Annotated in this window: 14 protein-coding genes; 7 read left to right on the top strand and 7 right to left on the bottom strand. The window is 49.2% G+C overall.

The window, feature by feature from the left end:
- The first annotated feature begins 219 nt into the window (after window positions 1-219).
- Complete coding sequence (locus C9J01_RS13165; RefSeq protein ID WP_237156962.1) at window positions 220-1,875, top strand: GGDEF domain-containing protein; 1,656 nt, start codon at window positions 220-222, stop codon at window positions 1,873-1,875.
- Here the strand turns inward: C9J01_RS13165 and C9J01_RS13160 are convergent.
- The 5 genes from C9J01_RS13160 to C9J01_RS13140 form a co-directional block, all read right to left on the bottom strand.
- Window positions 1,872-3,887 carry a DNA topoisomerase III gene (locus C9J01_RS13160; protein ID WP_107298612.1) on the bottom strand — a complete coding sequence of 672 codons (2,016 nt, stop codon included), beginning with the start codon at window positions 3,885-3,887 and terminating at the stop codon, window positions 1,872-1,874. The two genes, C9J01_RS13165 and C9J01_RS13160, sit on opposite strands and share 4 nt — an antisense overlap.
- Before the next feature lie 193 nt (window positions 3,888-4,080).
- A complete protein-coding gene (gene mnmH, locus C9J01_RS13155) occupies window positions 4,081-5,175 on the bottom strand; it encodes a tRNA 2-selenouridine(34) synthase MnmH (protein WP_107298611.1) in 1,095 nt (364 codons plus the stop codon).
- A gap of 2 nt (window positions 5,176-5,177) precedes the next feature.
- The gene (gene selD / locus C9J01_RS13150; RefSeq protein WP_107298610.1) at window positions 5,178-6,218 is read right to left on the bottom strand and encodes a selenide, water dikinase SelD; all 1,041 of its coding nucleotides are present in this window, start codon (window positions 6,216-6,218) and stop codon (window positions 5,178-5,180) included.
- A 140-nt stretch (window positions 6,219-6,358) separates the two neighbouring features.
- The gene (locus tag C9J01_RS13145; RefSeq protein ID WP_107298609.1) at window positions 6,359-6,907 is read right to left on the bottom strand and encodes an NAD(P)H nitroreductase; all 549 of its coding nucleotides are present in this window, start codon (window positions 6,905-6,907) and stop codon (window positions 6,359-6,361) included.
- Window positions 6,908-7,086: 179 nt separating this feature from the next.
- A complete protein-coding gene (locus C9J01_RS13140) occupies window positions 7,087-9,099 on the bottom strand; it encodes an NADPH-dependent 2,4-dienoyl-CoA reductase (protein WP_107298608.1) in 2,013 nt (670 codons plus the stop codon).
- 344 nt (window positions 9,100-9,443) lie between these two features.
- On the opposite strand from C9J01_RS13140, the gene sppA reads away from it, so the two are divergent.
- The 3 genes from sppA to C9J01_RS13125 all read left to right on the top strand — a co-directional run bounded on the left by sppA (window position 9,444) and on the right by C9J01_RS13125 (window position 13,193).
- Complete coding sequence (gene sppA, locus C9J01_RS13135) at window positions 9,444-11,294, top strand: signal peptide peptidase SppA (RefSeq protein ID WP_107298607.1); 1,851 nt, start codon at window positions 9,444-9,446, stop codon at window positions 11,292-11,294.
- Between the two features lie 89 nt (window positions 11,295-11,383).
- Complete coding sequence (gene ansA / locus C9J01_RS13130; RefSeq protein ID WP_107298606.1) at window positions 11,384-12,394, top strand: asparaginase; 1,011 nt, start codon at window positions 11,384-11,386, stop codon at window positions 12,392-12,394.
- 130 nt (window positions 12,395-12,524) lie between these two features.
- Complete coding sequence (locus C9J01_RS13125) at window positions 12,525-13,193, top strand: glutathione S-transferase family protein (RefSeq protein ID WP_107298605.1); 669 nt, start codon at window positions 12,525-12,527, stop codon at window positions 13,191-13,193.
- A gap of 26 nt (window positions 13,194-13,219) precedes the next feature.
- On the opposite strand, the gene C9J01_RS13120 is transcribed toward C9J01_RS13125, so the two are convergent.
- On the bottom strand, window positions 13,220-13,528 hold the full coding sequence (locus tag C9J01_RS13120; protein WP_107298604.1) for a YeaC family protein: 309 nt from the start codon (window positions 13,526-13,528) through the stop codon (window positions 13,220-13,222).
- Between the two features lie 196 nt (window positions 13,529-13,724).
- Here C9J01_RS13120 and C9J01_RS13115 point away from each other — a divergent pair, with 196 nt between their 5' ends.
- The gene (locus C9J01_RS13115) at window positions 13,725-14,537 is read left to right on the top strand and encodes a DUF2989 domain-containing protein (RefSeq protein WP_107298603.1); all 813 of its coding nucleotides are present in this window, start codon (window positions 13,725-13,727) and stop codon (window positions 14,535-14,537) included.
- 123 nt (window positions 14,538-14,660) lie between these two features.
- On the opposite strand, the gene msrB is transcribed toward C9J01_RS13115, so the two are convergent.
- Window positions 14,661-15,065 (bottom strand): peptide-methionine (R)-S-oxide reductase MsrB, encoded by a 405-nt coding sequence (gene msrB, locus C9J01_RS13110; protein ID WP_107298602.1) that lies wholly within the window; start codon window positions 15,063-15,065, stop codon window positions 14,661-14,663.
- A gap of 348 nt (window positions 15,066-15,413) precedes the next feature.
- Between msrB and gap the strand changes: the two genes are divergently transcribed.
- The gene (gene gap, locus C9J01_RS13105) at window positions 15,414-16,409 is read left to right on the top strand and encodes a type I glyceraldehyde-3-phosphate dehydrogenase (protein ID WP_039459186.1); all 996 of its coding nucleotides are present in this window, start codon (window positions 15,414-15,416) and stop codon (window positions 16,407-16,409) included.
- A gap of 238 nt (window positions 16,410-16,647) precedes the next feature.
- Entirely contained in the window at window positions 16,648-17,523 is an 876-nt protein-coding gene (locus C9J01_RS13100) for a D-hexose-6-phosphate mutarotase (RefSeq protein ID WP_107298601.1), read from the top strand.
- The last annotated feature ends 39 nt before the right edge of the window (window positions 17,524-17,562 follow it).

The following is a 17,562-nucleotide window of genomic DNA, read 5'->3' as shown; positions in this document are numbered from 1 at the left end:
ACCTGTGTTATGCGTCGCATTCTTAGTAATTTCCCAACATAAAAATGTTAGTTTGCTGTATCCATTAGCCTTTCATAGTAAAAAAATCGTAACAATAGCAATGAAATAACCCTCGAAGGCAGTCTGTTACCCCGTTGCCGCCAAAAAGCTTCCACCGGTATCGAATACGGATTGAAGTAATTCTGTGCTACATCACAAGCTATGTTTTGGGAAGGTCATTTGGCTCAGACTACACACATTCAAGACTTCTATGATCGGGTACTTAACTTGACGGGGAAGTCTCATGGTTTACGAACCACTTGCGAGCAAATATGCCGGAACCTTCTACTGAGCTTTTCAGTGGAAGACGCTACCTTGGTCGTTGCTTACAAGTCACACTGGATGACTTTGCTCAATGTGGGAAAGGAGGGTATCCATTACTTTTTCCCTCCCGTTGAATATCAAGACAGCGACACTTTCCCTTTTCACCAAGTGACCAAGGCCATTAGGCTGAAAAAATGTACCCTCGTTGACTATAAAAACGTTCGTCGACTAACGCTTCCGTTGGAAAGACGCTCTCAGATCATAGGCTGTATGATTGTTGATTTTCCGCAAAACGTTGACACCTCACAACTAAGCGCCTGTGACTTTCGTTATCTTGGGGCATTACTCGCCTCCGAGCTTAACGCTTCCATGATTGATGCCATTATTCAAGACGAGCACAGCGGGCGACGAATCGCAGAGCGCGAATTGCAAATCCGCCAGCATGAACAGCACAACTTACAAAAACAACTACAGGCCTTACATGACATCTCTTTCAAGCTATGGCGGGCCCACTCTATCGACAATATGTTGTTTATTGCTGTCGATGAAGCCAAAAAGCAACTCAGCATCGACCGGATGGCTATTTTTTTATTTCAACCCGGTAACCGGATGCAAGGTACCTATGGCACCGATATCTATGGCAACACTGTGAATGAGCAATACTTTGAGTCCAAAATACCGGATTTATGGTTTGCGCCCCATATACTGCAACAAAGGGGAGAGTACCTCGCCATAGAGGATAACACGCCGCTATATCATAACTTGAAAGTCGTTGGCTTTGGTTGGAGCGCGTATATCTCTTTGTGGGATGAAGATACACCGATTGGCTGGATTGCCTGCGATAACCTATTGAGCGGGATGCCTTTACCCGGTCACCTTCACCAGTTATTGAAACAGTTTGGTTTCATCGTTTCCCAGCACCTTGTCAGGCGGCAAGCTGAGGAAAAGCTCATCCAACTCAATACGGAGCTAGAGCTAAGGGTTGCTGAGCGCACCCAGGCCCTCCAGCAGGCTAAAGATAAGCTTGAAAAGGTGTCACAAGAAGATCCGCTGACCCAAGTCGCCAACAGGCGCCTATTTGATGAGCGGTTTTCTGAGGAATGGCGACGGGCCGAACGCCATAAACTACCACTTTCGTTACTGATCATCGATGTTGACCACTTCAAAGAGTACAACGATAGCTTCGGTCATGCCGCAGGGGATCAATGCCTCAAAACCATAGCGGCCACATTAGCCCCTATAGAGCGTCGAGCAGGGGCGCTCTTTGCCCGCTACGGTGGTGAAGAGTTTGTTTTATTATTGCCGGGACAAGACCAGCAAGCGGCACGATACGCTGCAGAGCACTCACTGGAAGCTATTCGAGCCCTCTGCATACCTAGCTCTCCCGAAAATGGCAGCCAAGCAAATATCGTTACGATTAGTGTCGGCGGTTGTACGGTGACCCCCTCACCAAAAAGTTCGGCTGATGCCTTTTTCAAATTAACCGACGCCGCTCTTTATGAGGCTAAATCTAGTGGCCGAAATCAGGTATTTATGATCAGTGATGACGGCTCGAATTATCGTACTCCCTAATCCGCTTTCTTCGTCGTCCGACGGCGAGGTGAGCGCGATTTTGCTGAGGAAGACGAAGCACCAGAACCCGATGACTTACGCGCTCCTTTGCTGCTCTTACCGCTGCCTTTACTGTAACGTCGTTTTTTGAACGGTTCAGGCGATTTCAAATCACGAAGGCTCTGGGGTACCTCGCTGGTTTTAACCTTTTCCATCAGCTGGGTTACCTGTCCCTCAAGTGCATCCATAAAGGGTTTATAAGCACACTTTTTATCAGCCATGTCCTGCAGTTGGTGTTCCCAGTGAGCCGTCATATCTGGATAAGTCGCCTCATCAGGCAAGGCATAAATCAGCCCCTTTCCGGCCTCTGTGGCATGGATACTTTTGCCTTGGCGCATCAACAACTGCCGCTTGAACAAAATATCAAGGATCCCGGCCCGAGTTGCCTCAGTGCCTAAACCATCCGTATCACGTAGGATTTTTTTCAGCGAACCATCAGAGACAAAGCGAGCAATCCCGGTCATCGCCTGTAACAGTGTCGCCTCAGTGAATGGCTTCGGAGGTTCAGTCATTTTATCGAGGATCTCGCCATCACGGCAGGTCAGGACCGTCCCCTTCTCGAGCGGCGGCACTTTATCTGCCAGATCAGCCTCTTTGTCGGTAGGTTCATCACGGCCAAGCAAGGCCCGCCACCCAGCCGACATCAACTGGCGTCCCCGTGCAACAAATAGCCCTCCGGCAATAGTGAACTCCAGCTTGGCTTCACTGTATATTGCTGCAGGGTAAAACTGCATCAAGTATTGCCTTGCTACCAACTGATACACCTTCTGCTCGCTACCACTCAGGCTTGCTGCGTTAACTGCCTTGGGGGTTGGGATAATTGCATGGTGGGCATCAACTTTCTTGTCGTTCCAGGCTTTCGACTTGAGGTTGGTATCTGCACCATCCACAGCTTTACCGAGTTGGTTATCCGTATTGGCAATAGCCTGACAAACCTCTGTAGCCTGACGGTAGTGATCCATTGGCAAATAGCGGCAATCCGAGCGCGGGTAAGTAATCACCTTGTGCTTTTCATACAGTGACTGGCAGGTGGCCAGCACATCGGCAGCACTCATGCCAAACCGTTTAGCGGCATCTATCTGCAGCGCTGATAGTGAGTAGGGTAATGGCGGAGCTTGTCGGGTCTCCTTCCGCTCTGAAGCGGTCACTTCGGCAGGCTGCCCCTTGATACGGCTGACAACGTTCTCGCAAAGCTTGCGGTTCATCACCCGGCCATCTTCATCCTGCCAAGGCTTACAAGCTTCACTCGGCTTCCACCTTGCGCGGATTTCTTGCTGCTGATAGGGAATAAGCGCAAACAGTTCATAAAATGACTTCGGGACAAAATTGGCAATTTCATCATCACGGCGCGTCACCAAGCCCAAGACTGGTGTCTGTACCCGACCGACCGACAATACGCCCCGGTAGCCTCCTTTCTGGCCCAGCAGGGTATAAGCCCTTGTCATGTTCATGCCATACAGCCAGTCTGCACGGGAGCGGGCCAATGCCGAGACCGATAACGGGATAAAATCACGGTTGCTTCGCAGTTTACCAAGCGCCCGCTTTACCGCTGACGGGTTAAGGTCGGAGATCAGCAGACGTTGCATGGCCGCTTTCTTACTCTGCGCAAGGTTCACATAATCTATAACCTCATCTACTAGCAGCTGCCCTTCCCTATCCGGGTCTCCGGCGTGGATCACTTCGCCAGCTTGTTTACATAGCTTACGTACTACGCCCAACTGCTTCTTAGCCGATTTACGCGGTGATAGCTGCCACTGCTGCGGTACAATCGGTAAGTCTGCCATATTCCATTTCTTATACTTCTCGTCGTAGGCATCGGGTTCGACTTGCTCAAGTAAATGACCGATACACCAGGTGACGATATCCCCGTTGCCCGCCTCGATATAACCGTCATGGTTCTTGTGAGGACGAGGCAAGACAGCGGCTATCGCACGGCCAAGGCTAGGTTTTTCTGCAATATATAGACGAGACATGGTTGAAATTCAGTTGGTTCGCTTTGGAAACTCTTGGCTGAACTATAAGAAAAAAGTGCGGAGAGAACAAGAAAAACACTGGATATAGATACAGTTCCTATATTCCGAGATAGCCTTAACAAAAAGGCCCAGCTCAGTAGAGCTAGGCCTTTGCTGTTTTTCGCTGTAAACCGCGACTAAACGATCTATTACGTTAAGCGCAGTTTTCCGCCAACCATGCCTTCACATCGGCGTATTCACCACGGAAGACAATACGATCAGCTTTCTTGCCAAGCTGGTAGGTGTACATAGGATCGTAATACTGCTCAAGCAACAAGCTCAACCAATCATAGTGGCCTGACACATCGCCATTTGTTTGCATTGCTTTCACAGCCTGCTGTTGGACCAACAGCAACTCTTCATAGCGTTGGTATCCCAGACGCTTGCGAATGCTGAACATGCCGCGTTCAAGGTACTGGGCAAAACGCTCCCAGCCATCTTGCTCGCCGTATTCAGCACAGAAATCACGCTGCATCCGAACCACATAGTCGTCAAGCAAACGCTCGAGGCGCACATCAAGCGGATCATCAACAATGGCAATCGGCGCCTGCTGCATAGCCTGGTTGATAGCCAAAGGTACGCTGACCGAGCCAATGATCTTGCCTTCATCTTCGTAGACAAAGTGCGATACCCCAGCAGCCTGCTTCTTGAGCATCGCGATTGCCAGAACATTCTCGAAGTTGATTTGGGTACGTTGTGCCGTCACGTAACGGCCAAAAGACGACCCGCGATGGTTCGCTGCACCCTCCAAATCAATACCATTTTTGAGCTCATTGACCATGATGGTTTTGCCGCAGCCTGTATTACCGCCAATAAGTGTCATTGGCTTGGTCGCTACGTCATCGATGGTGTCAATGAGGAAACGGCGCAATGCCTTATACCCACCTTCAACAAATGGGTAGTCAATGCCAGCCTCTTTTAGCCATTGCTGGGTAATGCGCGAGCGGAGCCCACCACGGAAACAGTACAAATAGCCGTTTGGGTTCGCTTCACAAAAGGCTTTCCACTGGGCAACTCGCTCAGCTTTGATGTCGCCATGAACCAACTCATGGCCAAGTGCAATCGCCGCTTCCTGGCCATGCTCTTTATAGCATGTACCGACCGCCTGACGTTCTTCATCAAGCATCAATGGCCGGTTGATAGAGGTGGGGAAAGCACCTTGTTCAAATTCTACTGGCGCCCGCATGTCCATCAACGGGGTATCGCTGATAAACAACTGACGGAAATCTTGGCAATTAGGACGTGACATCTTTAGCAAATCTCAATCAGTACCGCTTCGTCAGCTGCAGCTGCTGCCAACTCACCGATTGCATTGAGTTCGATACCATGCTGCTGGGCCAATGCTTTCACTTCTGCTTCAGCATCCGCTGTAACTGCCAATAGCAAACCACCAGACGTTTGTGGGTCACAAAGCAACGCTTTCTGCTGCTCGGTCATCTCACCCAAACGGTGACCATAACTGGCAAAGTTACGCTCGGTTCCACCTGGTACACAACCTTGTGCGATGTAATCAAAGACACCCGGTAGGTGTGGTACCTGAGCAAAATCGATGCTAGCTTTCAGGCCGCTGCCCTCACAAATCTCATTGAGGTGACCCATCAAGCCAAAACCTGTCACGTCGGTCATCGCTTTTACACCGGCAATATTAGCAAAGTCGGCACCCGGCTTGTTTAGCTGACACATCCAGTCACGGGCCAAACCACGATGCTCATCGAGTAGCTTGGATTTCTTCTCCGCAGTAGTCAGCACGCCAATACCCAAAGGTTTGGTCAGGTACAGTTTGCAGCCAGCTTCGGCTTGATTGTTGCGCTTAACACGGTCGGTATCAACAATGCCTGTTACAGCAAGGCCAAAGATTGGCTCAGGCGCATCAATCGAGTGGCCACCGGCAAGGGAAATACCGGCTTCACGACATACCGCGCGGCCCCCCTCAATCACCTGCTGAGCAATTTCAGGCGCCAGTACGTTTACCGGCCAACCCAGAATGGCGATAGCCATGATCGGCTTGCCGCCCATGGCATAGATGTCACTGATCGCATTTGTTGCAGCGATACGGCCAAAATCATATGGGTCGTCGACGATCGGCATAAAGAAGTCAGTGGTACTCACCACTGCCGTACCGTTGCCAAGATCATAAACCGCCGCATCATCTTTACTTTCATTACCTACAAGCAGGTTAGGGTCGGCAAACGGAGCGAGCTGCGTTCGAAGAATAGTATCAAGAACTTGAGGGGAGATTTTACAACCACATCCTGCTCCGTGGCTGTATTGAGTAAGGCGAACATTTTCCATGACACGCTCCGAAAAATTTACAAGAGCGATGGATTCTACTCCTGCAACCAGATCCTGTCATCCACTTGGATCAAAAAGGGCAGCCAATTGGCTCCCCCTGCTGATTTAGCAATGTATACCTAAACGACATAGCAATAAGGCTACAGGTACTCGACAAATTGGGTCAGATCCCGATGTGGTGCTTTGGCATCACGGCAACCGGGAGTCCCGAGATACAAGAAGCCAACAATCATATCATCACCTTCTACCCCCAATGCCTGGCGCACAACCGGGTGGTAAGCCCATTTGCCGGTACGCCAAAACCCCGCATACCCTTGGGCAACCGCCGCCAATTGCATCGCTTGTACTGCACACCCCGCCGAAAGGTGCTGCTCAATCACCGGCACCTTGTCATGCTCAGAGACCTTTGCCACAACCGTTATCACCATTGGCGCTCTAAACGGCGATTTGCCTGCTTTCTCGATAGTCGCCTCATCGGCCCCATCACTGTTGGCCGCTTCTACCAAGATATCAGCGAGTTTCTGCCTACCATCTTCTTGAGAAACAATGAACCGCCACGGGGTCAAACCAGCATGGTCCGGTGCTCGCAAGCCAGCACGAAGAATCGCTTCCAGCGCTTCTCCCTGCGGTGCAGGCTCTACCATTTTGGGTAGTGACCTGCGGTTTAGCAATAAGGTAAGTGCGTCCATAACAACCTCGTTAAAACCTATCCTAATTAAGACGATAGCATAGTTTTAATACGGTAAGTCCATGGGAAAAGTGTGAGATTCGGAGATTGAGATCCTAGAACCTAGATCCTGGTTCCTAGAGGTTGAAGAACCAGTTTCTCTCTTCCTCGGAACTAGGATCTAGGTACTCGTTTCTGCTTCTATAACTTCGCTGCCAGCTCAACACCTTGGCGGATCACCCGCTTGGCATCGACTTCACCGGCAACGTCAGCGCCACCGATGACATGGACGTTGATGTTCTTGGCTTTTAGCGCATCGGAGAGTTCATCTACCGACGTTTGCCCAGCACATAGAACGATGTTGTCAACATCCAGTATGCGGGACTGGCCTTCGACAGTGATGTGCAAGCCTTGGTCATCGACTTTGTCGTAGCTCACGCCACTGAGCAGTTCGACCCCACGTTTTTCCAGAACTTTCTTGTGGATCCAACCGGTTGTCTTGCCGGGCCCTTTACCCATCTTGCCTGGGCGGCGCTGCATCAACCACACCTGACGCTGGCTAACATATTCCTCGTGCGGATATAGACCACCAGCATGCTCAATGGACTTGTCGATCCCCCAATCCTTGAGCCAGTCATCCAAGCTTTGATGATCCGGTTCGGTCAACATGGTAGAGACATCCACCCCGATACCACCTGCACCGATGACAGCAACCCGCTGACCTAATTCGACTTTGTCACGTATCAGCGTCTGGTAATCAATCACTTTTTCATGGTCGATACCCGGAATTGGCGGCCGGCGTGGCTGGACGCCGGTGGCAACTATCACTTCATCATAACCTTGCAGATCTTCCACAGACACAGCTTGGCCGAGCTTCACATTCACCTCGGTCTGCTCTAGGCGGCGGGTGAAGTAGCGGATAGTTTCCTTGAACTCTTCCTTACCCGGGATTTGCATCGCCAAGTTGAATTGGCCACCAAGATGATCATTCTTTTCAAACAAATCGACTTTAAAGCCACGCTCTGCCGCCGCAACGGCCGTTGCCATACCGGCTGGCCCTGCCCCGACAATCGCAACTCGGCGCTGACTGGCCGAAGGCGACAAAATCAATTCCGTTTCGTAACAGGCTTGCGGGTTGACCAAGCAACTTGCCCGCTTGCCAACAAACACATGGTCCAAACAGGCTTGGTTACAACCAATACAGGTATTGATGTCATCAGCCCTGTCCTGCTCAGCCTTGATAACGAAATCCGGGTCGGCCAAAAATGGCCTTGCCATAGAAACCATATCTGCTTGGTTGCTCGCCAAGATATCTTCGGCAACCTGCGGGGTGTTGATACGGTTACAGGTCACCAGCGGGATAGATATTTCCGACTTGAGCTTTTCAGTAACCCACGCGAAGGCCGCCCTTGGTACTTGGGTTGCAATGGTTGGGATCCTTGCCTCATGCCAGCCAATACCGGTATTGAGGATAGTAACCCCTGCTTGCTCAAGTTGCTTGGCGAGCATCAATACCTCTTCATGGGTACTGCCCTGCTCTACCAAATCGAGCATCGAGAGACGGAAAACGATGATAAAATCCCGGCCAACACGAGCCCTTACCGCTTTGACCAACTCAATCGGAAAACGCATCCGGTTCTCATAGCTGCCGCCCCACTCATCATAGCGATGGTTCGAGCGCTTACAGATGAACTGGTTGATCAGGTAACCTTCTGAACCCATCAACTCCACCCCGTCGTAGCCAGCCTCTCTGGCAAGCTCAGAACTGCGGGCAAAGGCTTCTATGGTTTTCTTGATCTGCCGGGTACTCATCTCTTTCGGGGTGAATTTAGAGATAGGAGCCTTGATAGACGAGGCACTAACAGCAAAGGGATGCATGGCATAACGCCCGGCATGGAGTAGCTGCAAGGCGATTTTCCCACCCTCATCATGCACGGCGTCAGTAATCACACGGTGCGCCCGCGCTGCACGCCCAGAGCTGAATTCAGCACTAAGCGGGTGAAGACGACCACGAAAGTTCGGCGAGAAACCGCCGGTAACAATAAGACCAACACCGCCTTTGGCTCGGGCAGCATAGAAGGCGGCAAGTTTCTTGAACCCGTCGCGGGATTCTTCCAGCCCGGTATGCATCGAGCCCATCAACACACGATTACGTAATTGAGTGAAACCAAGATCCAGCGGTGATAACAGATGAGGGTAAGATTTATCGTCCATGGCTTCCATTCTTTATGTTGTTATGGTCTGACCAGTATACGAAGCGACCAACCATATTTCAAACAATCGTTTACATTAACGCAACAATATATTGATTTAGATCTAACTCCATGGATAAAAACGTATCCAAAAGTAGCGACATGGCACAGGATTATCTTGATGATAGGTACTTCCCACTTGTGCCGCTAAACCACTAGCCTACTTCGATTAATTACTGAATTTCCTTTATTAGTCGGTTAGCATGTACATTTAGATACAGAACTAAATCATTATTATTACGTCCAATCTTATATAGATTGAGAAATAAGCAGGCTCAGAGCCTTGGCGAAAAATCAGGAAACTTCATGAAAGTGATCTTTAAAGGAATTGGCAAAATCTTCCGTTGGATATGGAAATTGATCAGCTTTACCCGTCAGCTGATCATCAACTTACTGTTCCTCATTATCATTGGCGCGCTGTTCTTCGCCTTTACTGAGAGTGGCAAAGAGCCAGAACTACCGGAGCAAGCTGCGTTAGTATTGGATCTGTCGGGTCCCATCGTCGAGCAGCGCAGCTATACCAGCCCGCTTGATAGCCTTACCAGCAGTGCATTCGGTAATGAGCAGACCCAAGAAAACGTCCTGTTCGATATCGTCGATACCCTGCGCACCGCTGCCACTGATGAACGTATTACTGGCCTAGTACTCAACCTGCGCGACATGAGCGAAACCAACCTGACCAAGTTGCGCTACATCGCCAAGGCACTGGAAGAATTTAAGGAGTCCGGTAAACCGGTTTATGCCATTGGTGATCATTACAAACAAAGCCAGTACTACCTATCGAGCTATGCAGACAAAGTGTTCATGTCGCCAGATGGTGGTGTCATGCTCACTGGCTACGGCAGCTATACCCTGTACTACAAGAGCTTGTTCGAGAAGCTGAACGTCAATACCCATGTTTTCCGTGTCGGTACATACAAATCATTTGTTGAACCTTACACCCTAGATGGCATGTCTGACGAAGCCCGTGAAGCCAACACCGCATGGCTAAACCAACTTTGGGGCGCTTACACTTCTGATGTAGCAAAAAACCGCCAGATCGATGCCAGCACACTGACCCCAGAACTGGATCAATTTGTTGTTGAGTTGAAAAGCGTCGACGGTGATTTTGCCAAGCTAAGCGAGAAAATGGGCTTGGTCGATGAACTCGTAAACCGCCCTGAGCTTCGCAAGCAACTTATCGATGCTTTCGGCGAAAACGATGACCATAGCTTCAACCAAATCAGCTACTACGATTACCAGCCAACCATTGGTGATATACAGTTGCCTAGCGACAACCAAATTGCGGTCGTTGTTGCAAGCGGTGCCATCATGGATGGTACTCAACAAAGAGGTAACGTTGGTGGTGATACCACTGCGGCCCTACTGCGTGAAGCTCGCCTTGATGACAAAGTGAAGTCGGTCATTCTCCGTGTCGATAGCCCGGGGGGCAGCGCTTTTGCCTCAGAGGTGATCCGCAACGAAGTTGATGCCCTAAAAGCGGCAGGCAAGCCTGTTGTTGTCTCTATGTCGAGTGTGGCAGCATCAGGCGGCTACTGGATTTCATCTTCTGCTGACAAAATCATGGCCCAGCCAACCACGATTACTGGCTCGATCGGTATCTTTGCCATCTTGACCACCTTCGAAAAAGGCCTGGAGAAGATGGGTGTTTACAGTGACGGTGTTGGTACAACCCCATTCTCTGGTGTCGGTGTAACCCGCGAACTGCCTGAAGGTATTGCCGAGATCTTCCAGCTAGGCATCGAGAACGGCTACCAGCGCTTTATCGGTCTGGTTAGCCAAAACCGTGATATGACGCTTGAGCAAGCAGACAGCGTTGCGCAGGGACGAGTCTGGACTGGTAAAGATGCCCTTGCCCTAGGTCTGGTCGACGAACTGGGTGATTTTGATGATGCCGTTGCCAGTGCCGCCGAGTTAGCAACTCTGGGTGAGGATTACGAGGTGCGCTGGATGGCTAAGCCATTGAGTACAGCAGAAATGTTCATGCAACAGTTCAGCTCTGAAGCCAAAGTCTTTTTCCACCAGCTAGTCTGGGGAGAGTTGCCTGAAGCCATGCAACCTGTTACACAAAAAGTTGTAACAGACCTATCTACCCTTGGTAACTTCAATGATCCAAAAGGGCAATATGCCTTCTGTGTAAACTGTCCGGATCTTTAAAAGTGAGATCAGCCCGGCAACGCCGGGCTTTTTTTACGCTACATACCCCGTATAATGCGCCCACCAAACCGATAATTCTGTACCTTCATATGGAAAGAAAACACATTTACATCGCCTACACCGGCGGCACAATTGGTATGCAGAAGTCAGACCATGGCTACGTACCAATTGCTGGTTTTATGGAACAGCAATTGGAAAGCATGCCAGAATTCCATCGTGCAGAAATGCCAAAGTTCACCATCCACGAATATGATCCCCTGATTGATTCGTCGGATATGACGCCAGCGGATTGGCAGCGCATTGCTGATGATATTAAAGCGAACTACGACAAGTACGACGGTTTTGTGATCCTACATGGTACGGATACCATGGCATATACCGCCTCTGCTCTGTCATTCATGTTCGAAAACCTCGACAAGCCTGTGATTGTCACCGGTTCGCAAATTCCGCTTGCGGAGCTGCGTTCTGACGGCCAGAGCAACTTGCTCAATGCCCTTCACGTTGCCGCGAACTACCCGATCAACGAAGTCACTGTGTTCTTCAACAACAAACTGATCCGTGGTAACCGCAGTACTAAAGCCCATGCAGACGGATTCGGTGCCTTTATTTCACCTAACCTACCACCGCTGCTGGAAGCCGGTATCAACATCCAACTCAACAATGTTGAAATCGACAAGAAGCCGGAAGGGGCATTCAAAGTCCATAATATTACCCCTCAACCGATTGGCGTGATCACCATGTACCCGGGGATCTCACCTGAGGTGATCCGCAATACCCTGCGCCAACCGGTCAATGCGATGATCCTGCTAACCTTCGGTGTCGGTAATGCCCCGCAGAATGCAGAACTGCTTGAGCAGCTAAAAGAAGCTAGCGACCGTGGTGTTATCGTCATGAACCTTACCCAGTGTCTATCTGGCAAGGTCAATATGGGCGGCTACGCGACAGGTTGTGCCTTGGCGGATGCTGGTGTCCTGAGCGGTTACGATATGACCCCAGAAGCGGCATTGGCCAAACTGCACTTCCTGCTGAGCCAAGATCTTCCGGTTGAAACCGTACGCAGCCTGATGCAACAAGACCTTCGTGGCGAACTAACCCACTAAGCCTCCACTTTGCATCACGAAAGCAAAACAAACGGCAGCCTAAGGCTGCCGTTTTTATTGTCATGCCCTCAAAATCAACTACTCGGCTACACTTTGACTATTCCCGTCAGCGAAAGGCTCTGAGTACATTATGATCCTACATGGCTCCTCGATTTCACCCTTTGTTAGAAAAATCATGCTGGCCCTTGCCTATAAAGGGATCACTTATGAGCTTCAGCCCCTCAACCCCTACGTCGAAAAAGAGCTCGCTCAAAAGCGTCACCCGCTGGGGAAAGTGCCGGTGTTGGAAGTCGACCAGCACAGCATCATGGACTCAACGGTAATCGCCCACTTCCTCGACGACCAATACCCTGTCCCGCCCCTATACCCCGGTGACGCAATCACCCGGGCTAAGATTCGTTGGTTGGAAGAGTATGCCGGCACCCGCCTCACTTCCCTCATTGGCGGGGTACTGTTCTATCAAAAAATTCTGCGAGGAAAAATGCTCGGCAAAGAGGTCGATGAAGAAGCGGTAGAGCAGTGCCTCGAGCATCACCTGCCAAGGGCAATACAATACCTAGAAGAGCAATTGCCGGAGCAAGGTTATATTGGCGACCATATGTCGATGGCTGAAATTAGCCTCTGGAGTGTAATGCGAAGTGGCTGGATGGCAGGATTACGTTTTAGCCATTACCCGATGCTAGAGAGCTATCTGGCCCGCATCGAACAAGAACCCTGGGTGGCAAACCTAATGGGAGAAGAAGACCACGAGCTGTCAGGTTTTTATTGCCCGCCCGTGGTTCTCGGCACCATCAAATAAGGGATGGATAGCGGCAGGAGGCTGCTTTAGAGTTGGTCATGTTCAAAACGGGCAATATCGTCTGTTGCCATCCCTGACGCCGACTGGTTATCACCGGCAAACTCTTTTTTCAGCTCCGCTTTGGATTTGAATTTGATTTCCCCACCTTTCTCTACTGTCATGTGGGCCGCTTCAGCATTATGGCGGGACTGGTAGAGCATCACGGCCTGCATGGAAGAATCACGCTGCTCTGGCGTAAGCGGTGTCCCATCTGGCCACTTGCCAATTTCAACCGCCGTTGCAAGGCGCTGGTATACTTCTGGGGTCATAGCGTTAAGCAAAGTTTCAAGATCCATGGCTGTTTTGTTTTCCTTTTAATAGCATTTCTTGCTCGCAGTAATAACAGTTTCCTCTAAAGCTCGCCAAGAATACGTCGATAAAATGCTTTAGGGATCACACTGCTGAAAATCAGCGGCCCGCCTCAGTCTTTTATTTCTATTTTGATAAACTCGTTAACAACGATTCACGCTATTGGATTCACTGATAAGCCAAATGAGAAAATCCGCGCGACAACTTACCCTATTAATGGCCAGCTTGGTCTTGCTCAGCGGTTGCTTTGAGCGACACCGCTCTACCGACAGTTTGTGCCAAGCTGAACCGCAACTCTGCGCTGACACCAACCTCAATGATGGTCAATGCCGCCTTCAGCGGGTCAACCTCATTTGGCAACGTTATGAAGTGCTAAAAAGCCCAACAGATAAAGAGAAATTTAAAGAGCTGAAATACACCTACGACTACCAGAAATGTTTGGAGTACGCGGCACGTATCGAGCCTACCGAGCTGAAAGAGCGCAAAACCATCCGTACCCAAGCGATGCTCAGCGCGTATGCATCAATAAAGCGCCTCAACGAAGAACTAGCACAATCAAACGACCCAGAAATCCTTTATTTCCGTTGGAGCCAAGGTGATCAGGATGCTTTGCGCAAGTTCCTGAGGCTTGAGGGCAGCGAGGTAATGGAAACCCCAGATATGCAATTAGCATTGGCGACTTTCTATACCACCAAAGATCAGGAGAAGACGGTTGCGTTGCTGGAACATGCTCTGGAGCTTTACGGGAGCCGGCCAAAGATTAAACCGGAAATCATCCTAAGTTTAGCGACGCTATCTCATCAGAATGGGAGAACAGAAAAAGCCTACCTATGGGCGAAAGTGGGTAGCGAATTATCCATGCCAGTTGCCAGCCAGGACAAATTGAATGCGTTTTACCCAATGAGTACCGAGCGCCGCAGCGAACTGGACGGTCAGGCTATCAGCATTGCCCAATCACTTCGAAATGGTGAATTCAACGCCAGCATGGCCAATTGAGTATTCCGGCTTCTTCACCTTTGCTCAAGCGCCTACAAAAACGCCCTGCTATCTTTGAGCAGGGCGTTTCCGTTTAAGCCCATATCATAAGATGGCTTGAGAACAAAGCACAGTAGGCTGAGCTTATTGGCCGCCGCCAGCCTCTTCATTATTAAAAATCAGAGACACCGAGTTCACACAATATCTTTCCCCTGTCGTTTTCGGCCCATCAGGGAAAACATGCCCGAGGTGACTGTCACACTTGGCACAACGGATCTCAATCCGCTGCATACCATGGCTGTTATCTTCCAGGTAGCGGATAGCATCTCGCTCAATAGGGGCATCGAAACTCGGCCAGCCGCAACCTGAATCATACTTACCGTTTGAATGGAACAATGGCGCTTGGCAACACGTACAGCTATAAACACCTGTTTCGCGGTTATGAAGTAGCTTGCCCGAGAACGGCGCTTCCGTTCCCTGCTCACGACAGATGTGATACTGCTCTTCCGTCAGTTTTTCACGCCAGTAAGAATCTGATTTGGCTGACATTATACTTCCTTCTTATATTATTCACGTTATCAATTCTGAAAAATGGTTGCCATTTGCGTCAACTGTGGCACATACTTTCTGCTCGAAAGGATTTTACATCTTCACTGCTCATTTAAGCATATTTTGGATGAGCTTCGTGTTGATATTAAAAGTTAATAACAGCAATGATTGATATTCATACAACTTCTGTACGAATTTGCAGCGTTGTAGTGGGAATGTAAAAAAGATCCGAACTTTTTTTTGACCTTACGCAATTTAAGTTCGTTTTTCACTTGCAGCGTCACGTTAGATTCTGTAATTTTACTACCAGTTATCTTTCATTAGAAATTAAGTTGTGGAGCAACTGTAATGACTATCAAAGTAGGTATTAACGGTTTTGGCCGTATTGGACGTTTTGTTTTCCGTGCTTCTGTAGAGCGTAACGACATCGAAGTTGTTGGTATCAACGACCTAATCGACGTTGAGTACATGGCTTACATGCTTAAGTACGATTCAACTCACGGCCGCTTCAACGGTACTGTTGAAGTAGAAGGTGGCAACCTAATCGTTAACGGCAAAACAGTTCGCGTAACTGCAGAGCGTAACCCAGCGGACCTTAAGTGGGACGAAATCGGTGTTGACGTTGTTGCTGAAGCAACAGGTATCTTCCTAACTGACGAAACTGCTCGTCAGCACATCACAGCTGGTGCGAAGAAAGTTGTTCTAACTGGTCCATCTAAAGATGCGACTCCAATGATCGTTATGGGTGTTAACCAAGACACTTACGCAGGTCAGGACATCGTTTCTAACGCTTCTTGTACTACGAACTGCCTAGCGCCAATCGCTAAAGTTCTTAACGACAAGTTCGGCATCGAGTCTGGTCTTATGACTACTGTTCACGCAACTACAGCTACTCAGAAGACTGTTGACGGTCCTTCTGCTAAAGACTGGCGTGGTGGTCGTGGTGCTTCTCAGAACATCATCCCATCTTCAACTGGTGCTGCTAAAGCTGTAGGCGTTGTTCTTCCAGAACTAAACGGCAAACTAACTGGTATGGCTTTCCGCGTACCAACTGCTAACGTTTCTGTAGTTGACCTAACAGTTAACCTAAAAACTGGCGCATCTTACGAAGCTATCTGTGCAGCAATGAAAGAAGCTTCTGAAGGCGAGCTGAAAGGTGTTCTAGGTTACACTGAAGATCAGGTTGTATCTCAGGACTTCATCGGTGAAGTACAGACTTCTGTATTCGATGCTAAAGCTGGTATCGCTCTAACTGATAACTTCGTTAAAGTTGTATCTTGGTACGACAACGAAATCGGTTACTCAAACAAAGTTCTAGACCTAATCGCTCACATCTCTAAGTAATGTAAGCTTTTAGCTAGATGATAAAAGGCGACGCTACGGTGTCGCCTTTTTTGTATCTGTACTTTTTACGCTCACAACCAAGAAGCACTAAAACGCAGTTAAAAAATAACTACAAATTTAACAAATAATTTTTAATAGATGCCGTTATTTTTTTAATAAAAATAAGTGTAAAATTGACTGTTACTTTCACACCAAGGTGGCAATCATTTATACATTGCTACAACCAAAGGATAGTCTGATGGATTTCAATACTCTTCCAACAGTGGCGGCCTTATCCGATGCTGTCACTATCTGTGATTACCAAGGGATCAAGATTGTAAAGATCAGCCATGAGCAGGCTGAAGCCGGTATTTCCCTGCATGGCGGGCACCTTGTCTGGTTCAAGCCAAAGGGTGAGGACGATGTTATTTGGCTTAGCGAAAAAGCAGAATTCGATACGGCGAAGGCTATCCGAGGCGGGATCCCTGTATGCTGGCCTTGGTTTGGCAAGGCGGCAGCACCCTCGCACGGCTTTGCCCGTAACAGCGAATGGACGCTAAAAGAGCACCGTGAAAATGATGAAGGTGTGATTGTCGCGTTGACACTGGCAGATAGCGAAGCTACCCGCGCAGTATGGCCTCACAAGTTCAACAATGTATTGACGTTTGAAATTGGGACAACACTAAAAGTCTCGCTGACTTCTACCAATACCGACGACACTGAGTGGAGTTTCTCTGGTGCTCTTCATACTTATTTCAATGTAGAAAGCATCCGCAACACCACTATCACCCAAATGGGCGGCGAATACCAAGATAGCACACAGGCAGGGAAAGTCTACCAAGGCAGTGAGCAACTTAGCTTTGAGGGTGAAGTTGACCGCGTTTACACCCAACCTGAGCCAACGGTGATGATCCAAGACCACCAGCGTCGCCAAATTGCGGTGGCTAATAGCGGTCACAATGCAGCAGTGATTTGGAACCCATGGCAAGAGCTATCCATTAGCATGGCTGATATGGCCGACGATAGCTTCGAAACAATGGTCTGTGTCGAGTCAACTATCCACAACAGCAATAGCATCACTTTAGCCCCAGGTGAATCTCATACCCTGGCCACTGAAATCAGTGTGAAGCGTTAACCGTTATTGCAGCGCAATCAAAGTAACTCTTCTCTAATT

This window comes from Photobacterium rosenbergii (assembly GCF_003026455.1).
In the GTDB taxonomy this organism is placed as follows: Bacteria; Pseudomonadota; Gammaproteobacteria; order Enterobacterales; family Vibrionaceae; genus Photobacterium; species Photobacterium rosenbergii.
This window is presented reverse-complemented; position numbering and strand designations above follow the sequence as displayed.